Source organism: Pseudomonas sp. AU12215 (assembly GCF_001675465.2).
Lineage (GTDB): Bacteria > Pseudomonadota > Gammaproteobacteria > Pseudomonadales > Pseudomonadaceae > Pseudomonas > Pseudomonas nitroreducens.
In genome coordinates this window covers 55,725-69,466 of the sequence record NZ_MACM02000166.1, presented here as the reverse complement: position 1 = coordinate 69,466, position 13,742 = coordinate 55,725, and the positions used below count along the sequence as shown (strand labels likewise).

The following is a 13,742-nucleotide window of genomic DNA, read 5'->3' as shown; positions in this document are numbered from 1 at the left end:
CGGTACGCTTGGAACCCCACAGGAACGGGTGGTCCCAGACACTTTAGCCGGCGACGGAGTAGTGGCCGTAGCGCTCGGTCTCGGCGCGGAACGGACGGACCATCTGCGAGTGGCAGCCTACGCAGCCTTCGCGGATGTAGATGTCACGGCCTTCGAGCTCCAGCGCGGTGCGCGGCTTCATGCCTTCGACCGGCTTGTTGGTGACGTCCTGGAAGAACAGCGGAACGATCTGGGTCAGACCGCCGATGCTCACAGCAATGACCATGAAGAAGGCCAGAAGGCCGATGTTCTTCTCGACTACTTCGTGCTTCATCAGTGAGCTCCTACAGCGGGGATCTGGGCAGCGGCATCGGCGTCAGCCTGTTTGAAACCGCGCACAGTACGGAAGGTGTTGTAGGCCATCAGCAGCATGCCGGAGGCGAAGAAGGCGCCGCCCAGCGCACGGACGATGAAGCCCGGGTGGCTGGCCTGCAGGGCTTCCACGAAGGAGTAGGTGAGGGTGCCGTCGGCGTTGATTGCACGCCACATCAGGCCCTGGGTGATGCCGTTGACCCACATGGAGGCGATGTACAGCACGGTGCCGATGGTAGCCAGCCAGAAGTGCGCGTTGATCAGGCCCACGCTGTGCATCTGCTCGCGGCCGAAGACCTTCGGAATCAGGTGGTACAAGGAACCGATGGAAATCATCGCAACCCAGCCCAGGGCGCCGGCGTGTACGTGGCCGATGGTCCAGTCGGTGTAGTGCGACAGGGMGTTGACGGTCTTGATSGCCATCATCGGGCCTTCGAAGGTGGACATGCCGTAGAAGGCCAGGGARACCACCAGGAAGCGCAGGATCGGGTCGGTGCGCAGCTTATGCCAGGCGCCCGACAGGGTCATCATGCCGTTGATCATGCCGCCCCAGCTCGGMGCCAGCAGGATCAGGGACATCACCATGCCCAGSGACTGCGCCCAGTCCGGCAGMGCGGTGTAGTGCAGGTGGTGCGGRCCGGCCCAGATGTASASGGYGATCAGCGCCCAGAAGTGCACGATGGACAGGCGRTAGGARTAGAYCGGACGCTCGGCCTGCTTSGGWACGAAGTAGTACATCATCCCCAGGAAGCCSGYGGTCAGGAAGAAGCCCACGGCGTTGTGGCCGTACCACCACTGGATCATCGCGTCAGTCGCGCCGGCGTAGATCGAGTAGGACTTGAAGGCGGTTACCGGGATTTCCATGCTGTTGACGATGTGCAGCATGGCGGTCACCAGGATGAACGCGCCGTAGAACCAGTTGCCCACGTAGATGTGCTTGGTCTTGCGCTTCATCACCGTGCCGAAGAACACCAGTGCGTAGGTCACCCAGACGATGGCCAGCAGGATGTCGATCGGCCATTCCAGTTCGGCGTACTCCTTGGAGGAGGTGTAGCCCAGCGGCAAGGTGATGCCGGCCAGCACGATCACCGCTTGCCAACCCCAGAAGGTGAAGGCTGCGAGGCTATCGGACACCAGTCGGGTCTGACAGGTGCGCTGTACGACGTAGTAGGAAGTTGCGAAGAGAGCACAGCCGCCGAAGGCGAAGATCACCAGGTTGGTGTGCAGCGGACGGAGGCGGCCGAAGCTGGTCCAGGGCAGGTCCAGGTTCAACTGGGGCCAAACCAGCTGAGAGGCGATGTAAACACCGAGCCCCATACCAAGTATCCCCCAGACCACCGTCATGATGGCGAACTGGCGGACGACCTTATAGTTATAAGCAGTCGGACTGATTGCTGTGCTCATTCTAAGGTTCCACGGTTTTTGGATTTTATGGACAAAAAAACGGCGGCAAGTATGGAGAAAGCAGGTAGCCATTGCAACGCGCCGGGCCTTGGCGCGAAGCCGGTTTGACGCCTGCTCCGGAGCGCTTTGCGCCGCTGCTTGCCGCTCATTTCGGCTCGCCCGTGCCAACCTGGGAAGTGGGTCAGGTTAGTCGTATTGCAGGTTTGCGAATGGAATTCAGCTTAGACGTGAACAGGAAGGGTGTGAAGAAAGGAGATAGAGAGGGTGCGACACTTCGTCGCGATATTGCAGAGGTCAGAAACTCGCGCCCGTTTTAGCGGGCGCGAGTTGGGGGCGGGGAGTTTACTTCGCCTGGCCGGAAATGTTGTAGATGTATCCGGCGAGAATGTGCACTTTGTCTTTGCCCAGGTACTGCTCCTGCGCCGGCATCTGGCCCTGGCGGCCGTGACGGATGGTCTGCTGCAGTTGCGCGTAACTGGAACCGTAGATGAACGCACCCGGGTGGGTCAGGTCAGGCGCTCCCATCAGCGGGTTGCCCTTGCCTTCCGGACCGTGGCAGGCGACGCAGGTGGTGGCGAACAGCTTGCCGCCGTTGTCGACGTTCTCCGCGGTCACGCCTTCGGGCAGCTTGCGGCCGTCCAGTTTGGCGGTGACGAAGGCCGCCACGTCCTGCACACCCTTGTCGCCCAGCACTTCACCCCAGGCCGGCATGGCGGCCTGGCGGCCACCGAGGATGGTGGTCTGGATGTCCTGGGCGGTGCCGCCCCAGCGCCAGTCGCTGTCGGTCAGGTTCGGGAAGCCTGCTGCGCCCTTCGCATCGGAGCCATGGCAGATGGCGCAGTAGGTGGCGAAGAGGCGCTCGCCCATTTTCATGGCTTGCGGATCCTTGGCGACTTCTTCCACCGACATGGCCGCGTATTTGGCGAAGATCGGGCCGTATTTTTCCTTGGCCAGGGCTTCTTCACGCTCCCATTGCTTGTCCTGCGTCCAGCCGCCGTCGTAGCCCGGCAGGACGCCTTTCCAGTTGCCCAGGCCCGGGTAGAGCACCAGGTAGCCGGCGGCGAAGACGATGGTGCCGACGAACAGCAGGAACCACCACTTGGGCAGCGGATTGTCGTACTCCTCGATGCCGTCGAAGGCGTGGCCCATGGTCTGGTCGGTGGTGTTCGAGGACTGCCCGCTGCGGGTGGCGAATACCAGCCACAGCAGGGCGATCAGCGAACCGACTGTTAAAACGGTGATGTACAGACTCCAGAAGGTAGTCATGCGTTGTTGCTCCTAGAAGCTTGCTCTTGCTCAGCGTGCTGCTTGGCTACCGGGTCATCCGCGAAAGGCAGCAGCGCGTCTTCGTCGAAGCGCTCCTTGCGTTTGCCGCCGTAAGCCCAGAGCAGTACGCCGACGAAGGCAACCATCACGATGACGGTGCCGAGGCCGCGAATGGTCCCGATATCCAAGGTTGTCACCGCTTGTTCTTGATGGAGGTGCCGAGGACCTGCAGGTACGCGACGACCGCGTCCATTTCGGTCTTCCCTTTGACGGCGTCGCTGGCGCCAGCGATGTCGTCGTCCGTGTAGGGCACGCCCATGACACGCATCACTTCCAGTTTCTTCGCCGTATCCTTGCCGTCGAGCTTGTTCTCGACCAGCCAGGGGTAGGCGGGCATCTTCGAYTCCGGGACCACGTTGCGCGGGTTGTACAGGTGCGCGCGGTGCCAGTCGTCSGAGTAGCGGCCGCCGACGCGGGCCAGGTCCGGRCCGGTACGCTTGGARCCCCACAGGAACGGGTGRTCCCAGACGCTYTCRCCGGCGACGGAGTAGTGGCCGTAGCGCTCGGTCTCGGCGCGGAACGGACGGAYCATYTGCGAGTGGCAGCCTACGCAGCCTTCGCGGATGTAGACGTCACGGCCTTCCAGTTGCAGGGCGGTGTAGGGCTTCATGCCTTCCACCGGGGTGTTGGTGACGTCCTGGAAGAACAGCGGGACGATCTGGGTCAGGCCGCCGATGCTCACGGCGACGGCCATGCACAGGGCCAGCAGGCCGACGTTTTTCTCGAGTACTTCGTGTTTCATGTCGGACTCCTCAGGCCATCTGCGCCGCGGCTTGCATTTCGGCCGGTTTGGCGGCCGCTACGGTGCGCCAGACGTTGTAGGCCATGACCAGCATGCCCAGCAGGAAGATGGCACCACCGATCATCCGCACGATGAAGCCGGGGTGGCCGGCGGCCAGGGCTTCGACGAAGGAGTAGGTGAGGGTGCCGTCGGCGTTTACCGCSCGCCACATCAGGCCCTGGGTGATGCCGTTGACCCACATSGAGGCGATGTASAGCACSGTGCCGATGGTGGCCAGCCAGAAGTGAGCGTTGATCAGACCGATGCTGTGCATCTGTTCGCGACCGAAGACCTTGGGAATCAGGTGATAGAGCGAGCCGATGGAAATCATCGCTACCCAGCCCAGCGCGCCGGCATGGACGTGGCCGATGGTCCAGTCAGTGTAGTGAGACAGGGCGTTGACGGTCTTGATCGCCATCATGGGGCCCTCGAAGGTCGACATCCCATAGAACGCCAGGGAAACCACGAGGAAGCGCAGGATCGGGTCGGTGCGCAACTTATGCCAGGCGCCGGAGAGGGTCATCATGCCGTTGATCATCCCGCCCCAGCTCGGCGCCAGGAGGATCAGCGACATCACCATGCCCAGGCTCTGCGCCCAGTCGGGCAGGGCGGTGTAGTGCAGGTGGTGCGGGCCGGCCCAGATATAGAGAGTGATCAGCGCCCAGAAGTGCACGATGGACAGTCGGTAGGAATACACCGGGCGTCCGGCCTGCTTGGGCACGAAGTAGTACATCATCCCGAGGAAGCCGGTGGTGAGGAAGAAGCCCACCGCGTTGTGCCCGTACCACCACTGCACCATGGCGTCGGTGGCGCCGGAGTAGACCGGGTAGGACTTGAACCAGTCCACCGGAATGGCCAGGTGGTTGACGATGTGCAGCATCGCCGTGACCAGGATGAAGGCGGCGAAGAACCAGTTGCCCACATAGATGTGCGGCGTCTTGCGCTTCATCAGCGTGCCGAAGAACACCACCGCGTAGGCGACCCAGACGATGGCCATCCACACGGCGCCGGTGAATTCGATCTCGGCGTATTCCTTGGTGGTCGTGTAGCCCAGCGGCAGGCTGATCATCATCACCACGATCAGCGCCTGCCAGCCCCAGAAGGTAAAGGCCGCGAGGCTGTCGGAAAACAGCCGCGTCTGGCAGGTGCGCTGCACCGTGTAGTAGCTGGTGGCGAACAGCGCGCAACCGCCGAAGGCGAAGATCACCAGGCTGGTGTGCAGCGGGCGCAGGCGCCCGAAACTGGTCCATGGCAGGTCCAGGTTCAGTTGCGGCCAGACCAGTTGGGAGGCGATCAGTACCCCCATGGCCATGCCGACGACGCCCCAGACCACCGTCATGATGGCGAATTGGCGAACCACCTTGTAGTTGTACGCCTGCTCCGTGCTTCTCGAGTTCATGCTGGATTCCCGCTTGTGACAGAACGTCCGGGCGCACCCCTGGAGGAAAACCAGGGCGCTCCGGTGAGCGGGCAATCTAGAAAAATGCGGGCGGGGGAAACAGATTCAGATGGGCCGCTCAAATGCGTATCAGCGGCCCGGCGCGCGGATTCAGGCGATGTCCATGCGCCCTGCGAGGAAATGTCGCAGGCGTTCCTGCAGGTAACCCACCGCCTGTTCCTCGGCGAGATATTCGCTGACGCGCATCAGCCGCCAGTACTGGCCTTCATCGCCGAAACGGATGGCCTCGAACTCGTTCTGTTGCAGCCGCGCCACCAGGAACCAGGCCCAGGGCGCGGGGCCGTGCGTAGCAGGGTAGCGGCGCTGCCATTCGATGCGTTGCTCGCCCAGGCGTAGGCCAAACTCTTCTTCCAACTCGCGCAGCGCGCATTGCGCCGGGGTCTCGTCGCCTTCGCGGCCGCCGCCAGGAAAGTCCCAGCAACCGGGGTAGGGGATTCCCGGCTTGTCGTCGCGCTTGTAGACCACCAGTTGGCCCCCATGGAACAGCGCCAGCTTGGCCCCGGTGAAGTCGTCTTCGCGCTGCATGGCTTCATTCCCCTGTAAGTCGACTAGTCTTTCCCGACTGCGGGCGGTGCTTTGCCGCGCACAAGCGCGTATGATGCGCGACCTTTTTCTTCGTTGCACGACACACCGGGAGGTGCCGAGATGAACGACCAGCACGAAAACAACGAACTGACCCCCGCTCCGGAAGGCGAAAAGCTGCAGAAGGTCCTGGCCCGCATGGGCGTGGGCTCGCGCCGCGACGTCGAGGCCTGGATCGAGGAAGGCCGGGTCAAGGTCAATGGCGCCGTCGCCACCCTTGGCCAGCGCGTGGGCGACCGCGATGCCATCGCCGTCGATGACCGCCTGCTCAAGCGCGAGAAGATCGAAGAGCATGTGCGCCGCGTCCTGATCTACAACAAGCCCGAAGGCGAAGTCTGCACCCGCGACGATCCGGAAGGCCGTCCGACCGTGTTCGACCGCCTGCCGCGCCTGCGCAGCGGCCGCTGGATCAACGTCGGCCGTCTGGACATCAACACCACCGGCCTGCTGATGTTCACCACCGACGGCGAGCTGGCCAACCGCCTGATGCACCCGTCCTACGAGATGGACCGCGAGTACGCCGTACGCGTGCGCGGTGAAGTCGACGAAGAGATGATCGAACGCCTGAAAGCCGGCGTGATGCTCGAAGACGGCCCCGCCAAGTTCAGCGACATCCAGGAGGCGCCTGGCGGCGAAGGCTTCAACCACTGGTACCACGTGGTGGTGATGGAAGGCCGTAACCGCGAAGTTCGTCGCCTGTGGGAATCCCAGGGCGTGATCGTCAGCCGCCTGAAGCGCGTGCGCTTCGGACCGGTGTTCCTGACCTCCGAACTGACCATGGGCCGCTACCGCGAAATGGGCCAGCGCGAGCTGGACATCCTCAGCGAGGAGGTCGGCCTGACCCCGGTCGCCCTGCCGGCCGTTTCCACCAAGACCAAGGAAAAGGTCGAGCGCCAGGAGCGCAAGCTCGGCAAGAAGCTCGCGCCCAGCGAGCGTCCGGGCCGTGGTTCGCGCACCCGCACCGAGCGCGCCGAAGGCGAGCGTCCGCAGCGTGCTCCGCGCCCGGCGGCTGGCGAGCGTCCGGCTCGTGGTCCGCGCGATTCCGACGAGCGTCCGTCTCGTGCCCCGCGCGATGCGGGTGATCGTCCTGCCCGTAGCCCGCGTGGCGATTCCGCTGACAGCCGCGCTCCGCGCAAGCCGCGTGACGCTGGCAGTGATCGTCCTGCCCGCGCTCCTCGCGATGCCGGTGATCGTCCTGCCCGTGGCCCGCGTAGCGACGCTGGTGAAGGCCGCGCTCCGCGCAAGCCGCGTGACGCTGGCAGTGATCGTCCTGCTCGCGCTCCTCGCGATGCTGGTGATCGTCCGGCCCGTGGCCCGCGTAGCGATGCCGGTGAGAACCGTGCGCCGCGCAAGGCTCCGAGCGACCGTCCGGCGCGCGAAAAAGGCGCCCCGCTGGCCGAGCGTCCCGGCAAGCCGGTGCGCAAGCCGATCGCCAAGCGCCGTCCGCAGGCTGCCGGTGACGGCATGCGTCCGGGCTTCAAGCGCTAAGCGTCAGCGGTAAATGGAAAAGGGCTCCTCGGAGCCCTTTTTCTTGCCTGCGATTTAGCGGAAGTCTTCTGTAGGAGCGAGCTTGCTCGCGAACCCGCTTGACGCCAGAGCTGCCGGGAAGTCCGTTCGCGAGCAAGCTCGCTCCTACAGGGGGCTCTCGCTGGGTCAGCTGGCGCAGGCCAGGCGGTTGCGGCCGTCGCGCTTGGCTTCGTAAAGCGCGCTGTCGGCGCGGCGCAGCAGATCATCCACCGACTCGCCGCCATTGAGGGTGGCGCAGCCCAGGCTGATGGATAGCGGCAAGCGTTTGCCGCCGGCGGCCAGGTTCAGCTCCTCCACGGCAGCCCGCAGCCGTTCGCCTACCTGCACGGCGGCGACGCCGGGGGTGTTGGACAGCAGCACGAGGAATTCCTCGCCGCCAAAGCGGAACACCATGTCGACATTGCGCAGGCTGTTCTTCAGCGCCGTTGCCACGGCGCGCAAGGCGTCGTCGCCGACGCTGTGGCCGTGCTCGTCGTTGATCTGCTTGAAGTGGTCCAGGTCGAGCATGAGGATCGACAGTGGCAGCAGGTGGCGCCGGGCTACCTCGACCTCGCGCCCCAGGGTCTGGTCCATGGCAATGCGGTTGCCGGTGCCGGTCAGCGCATCGCGGAGCGCCGATTGCACGGCGGCGCGGTAGAGCAGGGCGTTGCGCAGGGGATAGAGCAGGCAGGCCATCAGCGATTCCAGCTGCGAAAGCTCCACCTCGGAGAAGCGCCGGGCACGACGGAAGCTGATCTCGCCGAGGTATTCGCTGGCGTGGGTCAGGCGGTAGTCGGCACTGTGCCGGGCCGCTTCGCCGAACTCCAGGCGCAGGTCGGCGCCGGCGTGGCAGTACGCCAGGTAGGCCACTGGCAGCAACTGCTGGATCTCGCGGAAGAACACCGCGAGGATGCGGTCAGCCTCCAGGCTCACCTGCAATTGCAGGTTCAGCTGCTGGCGCAGTTCCAGCAGCTCCAGCGGACGCCGCGAGGGTGTGCGGATGTCCTGGCTGGCCGCGCGCTGGAGCTTGGCAGCATCGAAATCGATGGTATTGGAGTGCTTGGGAGGAACCATGGCGGCGACCATTTTTACGGCGTTTGCAGGGACAGAGCGATTTCCGTGCCAGGGCGCGGAAAGGCCTGAAAAGACGCCGTATTGACCGATCGGTGGTGGTCAGGGTTCCCAGTCGGGGAAAGGTTTCGCCAGAAGTCTGGCGAAATGGTGGCACTTTGCCGGAGGGGAGAGCGGGGCGGAGCCAGAAAAATGGCGGGAGGCGGCGTGGTTGCTGGGCTGCAGGCCGACGCCGCTGGTACGCCAGTACCGATTGTGCAGGGCCGGACCTCAGTCCTGGGCGTTGAAGGCCTGACCGTTCACGCCCTTGCTGTCCGGACCCATCAGGTACAGGTAGACCGGCATGATGTCTTCGGGCGCCGGGTTGTTGTAAGCGTTCTCGCCCGGGTAGGCATGAGCGCGCATCGCGGTGCGGGTGGCGCCCGGGTTGACGCTGTTGGCGCGCACGCGGGTGATGTCCTCGCACTCGTCTGCCAGAACCTGCATCAGACCCTCGGTGGCGAACTTCGACACCGCGTAGGCGCCCCAGTAGGCACGGCCCTTGCGGCCGACGCTGCTGGAGGTGAAGACCACCGAGGCGTCCTCGGAGAGCTTGAGCAGCGGCAGCAGGGTGTGGGTGAGGCTGAACATGGCGTTGACGTTCACCTGCATGACACGGGTGAAGTTGTCGGTGGAAATCTGCTCGATGGGCGAGCGCAGGCCGAGGATCGAGGCGTTGTGCAGCAGACCGTCGAGCTTGCCGAACTCTTTCTCGATCATGGCCGCCAACTCGTCGTACTGGTGCGGCAGGGTGGTTTCCAGGTTCAGCGGGATGACCACCGGTTCCGGGTGGCCGGCGGCAACGATCAGGTCATAGACCTCGTTGAGGTAGTCCTCGGTCTTGCCCAGCAGCAGCACGGTCGCACCGTGGGCGGCGAAGGCGAGCGAGGCGGCCCGGCCGATGCCGCGGCCGGCGCCGGTCACGAGGATCACGCGGCCCTTGAGCAGGTCGGGGCGGGCGGAATAGTCGAACATGGTTTCTCCTTGGCGGAGCCCGTCAGCGCGCTGGCGGGCTCGCGAGGTTCGGTTCAGCAGGAGCAGAGGGCGCGGTCGAGAACCGCCAGCAGGTCGCGGGGATGGTCGACGATGACGTCGGCGCCCCAGTGCGCGGGGTTGTCGTCCGGGTGGATGTAGCCGTAGCGCACGGCGGCGGTCTTGGTCCCGGCGGCGCGGCCGGACTCGATGTCGCGCAGGTCGTCACCGATGAACAGCACCTGCGACGGGTCGATGTTCAGCTGGCTGCAGGCCAGCAGGAGCATTTCCGGGTCCGGCTTGCTGTTCTTCACGTGGTCCGGGCAGACCAGCACCGCGGAGCGCTCGGCCAGGCCCAGCTGCTGCATGATCGGCGCGGCGAAGCGCACCGGCTTGTTGGTCACCACGCCCCAGATCAGGCGGGAGCGCTCGATACTCTCCAGCAGTTCCGCCATGCCCTCGTACGGACGGGTGAAGACGGCGCAATGCTCCTGGTAGCGGTCGAGGAATTCCTGGCGCAGGGTCTCGAAGCCAGGCGCTTCCGGGTCCATGTCGAAGGTCGCGGCAACCATGGCGCGGGCGCCGCCGGACACCACGTCCTGGATGCGCTGTTCGTCGATCGGCGCGCGGCCATGGGCGGCGAGCATCGCCTGGCACACGGCGACGAAGTCCGGCGCGGTGTCCAGCAGGGTGCCGTCCATGTCGAAGAGAACCGCTTTGAGCATGCGATTCACTCCTCCCGCAGGGTCTGGATCATGTAGTTGACGTCGACATCGTTGGCCAGCTTGTAGTGCTTGGTCAGCGGGTTGTAGGTCAGGCCGATGATGTCCTTGACCGCCAGGCCGGCGTCGCGCGACCAGGCGCCCAGCTCGGAGGGGCGGATGAACTTCTTGAAGTCATGGGTGCCGCGCGGCAGCAGGCGCATCACGTATTCCGCACCGACGATGGCGAACAGGTAGGCCTTCGGGTTGCGGTTGATGGTGGAGAAGAACACCTGGCCGCCGGGCTTGACCATCTTGTGGCAGGCGCGGATCACCGAGGCCGGGTCGGGCACGTGCTCGAGCATTTCCAGGCAGGTCACTACGTCGAACTGCTCGGGCATTTCCTCGGCCAGCTCTTCGGCGGTGATGCGGCGGTATTCCACCGGCACGCCGGACTCCAGCTGGTGCAGCTGGGCGACTGCCAGGGGCGCTTCGCCCATGTCGATGCCGGTGACGGTAGCGCCGCGCTGGGCCATGGCTTCGCTGAGGATGCCGCCGCCGCAGCCGACGTCGAGGACCTTCTTGCCGGCGAGGCTGACGCGCTCGTCGATCCAGTTGACCCGCAGCGGGTTGATGTCGTGCAGGGGCTTGAACTCGCTTTCGCGGTCCCACCAGCGGTGGGCGAGGGCCTCGAATTTGGCGATCTCGGCGTGGTCGACGTTGCTCATGGTGTCCCTATTGATCAAAAAGCTGGAAACGAAGACTGGCTATGATGCCAGCTTCGTCGAATGGATGGGGCGCGGCATGACAGATTGTCGCAGCGCTGGACCGAGGCAGGCGCTGCGACAGGACGGCAGGGGCTCAGGCACCGGCGATCTTGCGTCCCCACTCGCCTGCTACGGCGATCAGACGCTCTTCGTCCAGGCGGGTGAGCTTGCCGTCATCCAGCAACTGCTTGCCGCCGACCCAGACGTGGCGCACGCAGTCGCGGCCGCTGGCGTAGATCAGCTGGGAAACCGGCTCGTACACCGGCTGCTGGGCCAGTCCGGAAAGGTCGAAGGCTGTGATATCGGCAGCCTTGCCCAGTTCCAGGCTGCCGGTTTCCTGTTCCATGCCCAGCGCGCGGGCGCCATTCAGGGTGGCCATGCGCAGGGCACGGTGGGCGTCCAGCGCGGTGGCCTGGCCGGCTACGGCCTTGGCCAGCAGGGCGGCCGTACGGGTTTCGCCGAGCAGGTCGAGGTCATTGTTGCTGGCCGCGCCGTCGGTGCCGATGGCCACGTTGACTCCGGCCTGCCACAGGCGCTCCACCGGGCAGAAGCCGCTGGCCAGCTTGAGGTTGGATTCGGGGCAGTGCACCACCGAACTGTTGGTCTCCACCAGCATGGCCAGGTCTTCGTCGTTCACCTGGGTCATGTGCACGGCCTGGAAGCGCGGGCCGAGCAGCCCCAGGCGATGCAGGCGGGCCAGCGGGCGTTCGCCGTGCTTCTCCAGCGCCTGCTGGACCTCGAAGGCAGTCTCATGGACGTGCATATGAATGCCGGCGTCCAGTTCCTCTGCAAGCATCAGGATGTTTTCCAGCTTGTCGTCGCTGACCGTGTAGGGCGCGTGCGGGCCGAAGGCGACCTTGATGCGCGGGTGATGCTTGAGGTCGTCGCGCAGTGCCAGGCCCTGGCGGATGGCGTCGTCGGCGTCGCGGGCGCCGGGGACCGGGAAATCCAGTACCGGCACGCTGATCTGCGCGCGAACGCCGGCCTTGTGCACCACCTCGCAGGCCACCTGCGGCAGGAAATACATGTCGGAGAAGCAGGTGATGCCGCCCTTGAGCTGCTCGGCGATGGCCAGTTCCGTGCCATCACGGACGAAGTCCTCGCTGACCCACTTGGCTTCTGCCGGCCAGATGTGCTCCTGCAGCCAGGTCATCAGTGCCAGGTCGTCCGCCAGGCCGCGGAACAGGCTCATCGCCGCATGGCCGTGGGCGTTGATCAGGCCGGGGGAGAGCAGCATGCCCGGCAGTTCGCGGGTTTCCGCCGCCGGATGGCGCAGCGCTTCGGCGCGCGGGGCGAGCAGGGCGATGCGACCGTCGCGGATGCCCAGGCCATGGTCACGCAGGACGATGCCGGCGGGCTCCACGGGGACAATCCAGGTGGGGAAGAGCAGCAGGTCGAGCGGGACTTTGGTGGTGGGCATATGGCGCATCCTGGGCGCGATAATAAAGCGCCCGAGTATAGCCGAGCGCCACCGCCGCAGGCTCGGTATACTCGGCGCTTTTACCCGCCTGCGCGGGAAGATTCCTGGGGGCCGGGAAAGGCCCGCGATTCCATTGAATTGAAGAGGTGTTCCATGCGTGAGCGACTGTTGGCGGCCGAACGGGTCACGGCCATTGATTGGCGCAAGGGCACACTCCGACTGCTGGACCAGCGCCTGCTGCCGCTGGAGGAAACCTGGCTGTCCTTTGAGACCGCCGAAGGCGTGGCCGAGGCCATCCGCCAGATGGTCGTGCGTGGCGCACCCGCCATCGGCATTGCCGCCGCCTATGGCCTGGCGCTGGGCCTGCGCGCCCGCCTGGCAGCCGGCGGCGACTGGCGTACGGCGCTGGAAGAAGATTTCACCGTGCTCGCCGAATCGCGTCCCACCGCGGTCAACCTGTTCTGGGCGCTGAACCGCATGCGTGACCGTCTGGAGCGCCTGAAGCCGGGTGAGGACCCGCTGGCGCTGCTCGAAGCCGAGGCGGTGGCGATCCACGAAAGCGACCGCGAGGCGAACCTGACCATGGCCCAATTGGGCGTGGAGCTGATCCGCAAGCACCACGGCGGCCCGCAGAAGATACTCACTCACTGCAATACCGGCGCCCTGGCCACCGGCGGCTTCGGCACCGCGCTGGGCGTGCTGCGCGCGGCGCACCTGGAAGGGTTGATCGAGCGCGTCTACGCCGACGAAACCCGCCCCTGGCTGCAGGGCGCGCGTCTGACCGCCTGGGAGCTGGCGAACGAAGGTGTGCCGGTCACCCTGAACGCGGACGCGGCCGCCGCGCACCTGATGAAGACCGAAAGCATCACCTGGGTCATCGTCGGTGCCGACCGCATCACGGCCAACGGCGATGTTGCCAACAAGATCGGGACTTATCAGCTCGCAGTCAACGCTATGCACCACGGCGTGCGCTTCATGGTGGTGGCGCCCAGTTCGACCATCGACATGGGGCTGGAAAGTGGCGAGGACATCCCGATCGAGGAGCGCGACGGTCGCGAACTCCTGGAAATCGGCGGCAAACGTGTCGCCGCTGACGTGGATGCCTACAACCCGGTGTTCGATGTAACCCCGGCGGACCTGATCGACGCCATCGTGACCGAGCGCGGCGTCGTCGAGCGTCCGGACGCCGAGCGGATGGCCCAGTTGATGAGCCGCAAGCGCCTGCATTGACGGGGCCTGCGGCAATTCATCGAGGGGCTTGGGCGAGGGTAGGGTTTGACCCTGGCTTGTGGTAAGCTCCGACGGTTCTTGATGGGGCATTTTTACGGCCCCCACAGCATCGCGGATCAACGGCCAAGTCGTT

The 13,742-nt window shown here is 65.2% G+C and carries 13 protein-coding genes and 1 pseudogene; 2 read left to right on the top strand and 12 right to left on the bottom strand.

Going from position 1 to position 13,742, the window contains the following annotated elements:
- Positions 1–46 precede the first annotated feature (46 nt).
- The 7 genes and pseudogenes from A9513_RS27625 to A9513_RS27595 form a co-directional block, all read right to left on the bottom strand.
- Positions 47–313: pseudogene (locus tag A9513_RS27625) on the bottom strand (cbb3-type cytochrome c oxidase subunit II); the annotation flags it as partial.
- Positions 313–1,755, bottom strand: coding sequence for a cytochrome-c oxidase, cbb3-type subunit I (gene ccoN, locus A9513_RS27620; RefSeq protein ID WP_065327886.1), 1,443 nt, complete (start codon positions 1,753–1,755; stop codon positions 313–315). The pseudogene A9513_RS27625 and the gene ccoN (A9513_RS27620), both read right to left, overlap by 1 nt.
- 342 nt (positions 1,756–2,097) lie before the next feature.
- The gene (gene ccoP / locus A9513_RS27615) at positions 2,098–3,021 is read right to left on the bottom strand and encodes a cytochrome-c oxidase, cbb3-type subunit III (protein WP_037018020.1); all 924 of its coding nucleotides are present in this window, start codon (positions 3,019–3,021) and stop codon (positions 2,098–2,100) included.
- The gene (locus A9513_RS27610; protein ID WP_024767473.1) at positions 3,018–3,209 is read right to left on the bottom strand and encodes a CcoQ/FixQ family Cbb3-type cytochrome c oxidase assembly chaperone; all 192 of its coding nucleotides are present in this window, start codon (positions 3,207–3,209) and stop codon (positions 3,018–3,020) included. The genes ccoP and A9513_RS27610 overlap by 4 nt, the downstream gene beginning before the upstream one ends.
- Positions 3,210–3,214: 5 nt before the next feature.
- Positions 3,215–3,823 (bottom strand): cytochrome-c oxidase, cbb3-type subunit II, encoded by a 609-nt coding sequence (ccoO, locus tag A9513_RS27605; protein ID WP_065327885.1) that lies wholly within the window; start codon positions 3,821–3,823, stop codon positions 3,215–3,217.
- Positions 3,824–3,833: 10 nt separating this feature from the next.
- Positions 3,834–5,261 carry a cytochrome-c oxidase, cbb3-type subunit I gene (ccoN, locus tag A9513_RS27600; protein WP_065327884.1) on the bottom strand — a complete coding sequence of 476 codons (1,428 nt, stop codon included), beginning with the start codon at positions 5,259–5,261 and terminating at the stop codon, positions 3,834–3,836.
- Between the two features lie 150 nt (positions 5,262–5,411).
- Positions 5,412–5,846, bottom strand: a complete 435-nt coding sequence (locus tag A9513_RS27595; protein ID WP_024766466.1) for an NUDIX hydrolase — start codon at positions 5,844–5,846, stop codon at positions 5,412–5,414.
- A 120-nt stretch (positions 5,847–5,966) separates the two neighbouring features.
- Here A9513_RS27595 and rluB point away from each other — a divergent pair, with 120 nt between their 5' ends.
- Positions 5,967–7,391, top strand: coding sequence for a 23S rRNA pseudouridine(2605) synthase RluB (gene rluB / locus A9513_RS27590; RefSeq protein ID WP_065327883.1), 1,425 nt, complete (start codon positions 5,967–5,969; stop codon positions 7,389–7,391).
- Positions 7,392–7,556: 165 nt separating this feature from the next.
- On the opposite strand, the gene A9513_RS27585 is transcribed toward rluB, so the two are convergent.
- The 5 genes from A9513_RS27585 to A9513_RS27565 all read right to left on the bottom strand — a co-directional run bounded on the left by A9513_RS27585 (position 7,557) and on the right by A9513_RS27565 (position 12,379).
- Positions 7,557–8,483 (bottom strand): GGDEF domain-containing protein, encoded by a 927-nt coding sequence (locus A9513_RS27585; protein WP_065327887.1) that lies wholly within the window; start codon positions 8,481–8,483, stop codon positions 7,557–7,559.
- 267 nt (positions 8,484–8,750) lie between these two features.
- Positions 8,751–9,494, bottom strand: a complete 744-nt coding sequence (locus A9513_RS27580; RefSeq protein WP_065327882.1) for a YciK family oxidoreductase — start codon at positions 9,492–9,494, stop codon at positions 8,751–8,753.
- A gap of 53 nt (positions 9,495–9,547) precedes the next feature.
- The gene (gene mupP, locus A9513_RS27575) at positions 9,548–10,225 is read right to left on the bottom strand and encodes an N-acetylmuramic acid 6-phosphate phosphatase MupP (protein ID WP_141678537.1); all 678 of its coding nucleotides are present in this window, start codon (positions 10,223–10,225) and stop codon (positions 9,548–9,550) included.
- Positions 10,222–10,920: a bifunctional 2-polyprenyl-6-hydroxyphenol methylase/3-demethylubiquinol 3-O-methyltransferase UbiG gene (ubiG, locus tag A9513_RS27570; RefSeq protein ID WP_024767043.1), complete on the bottom strand. Its 699-nt coding sequence runs from the start codon at positions 10,918–10,920 to the stop codon at positions 10,222–10,224. Before ubiG ends, mupP begins: the two co-directional genes overlap by 4 nt.
- A 133-nt stretch (positions 10,921–11,053) precedes the next feature.
- Positions 11,054–12,379 carry a TRZ/ATZ family hydrolase gene (locus A9513_RS27565; protein ID WP_038803316.1) on the bottom strand — a complete coding sequence of 442 codons (1,326 nt, stop codon included), beginning with the start codon at positions 12,377–12,379 and terminating at the stop codon, positions 11,054–11,056.
- 153 nt (positions 12,380–12,532) lie between these two features.
- Between A9513_RS27565 and mtnA the strand changes: the two genes are divergently transcribed.
- On the top strand, positions 12,533–13,609 hold the full coding sequence (mtnA, locus tag A9513_RS27560; RefSeq protein WP_024767044.1) for an S-methyl-5-thioribose-1-phosphate isomerase: 1,077 nt from the start codon (positions 12,533–12,535) through the stop codon (positions 13,607–13,609).
- Positions 13,610–13,742: the final 133 nt, after the last annotated feature.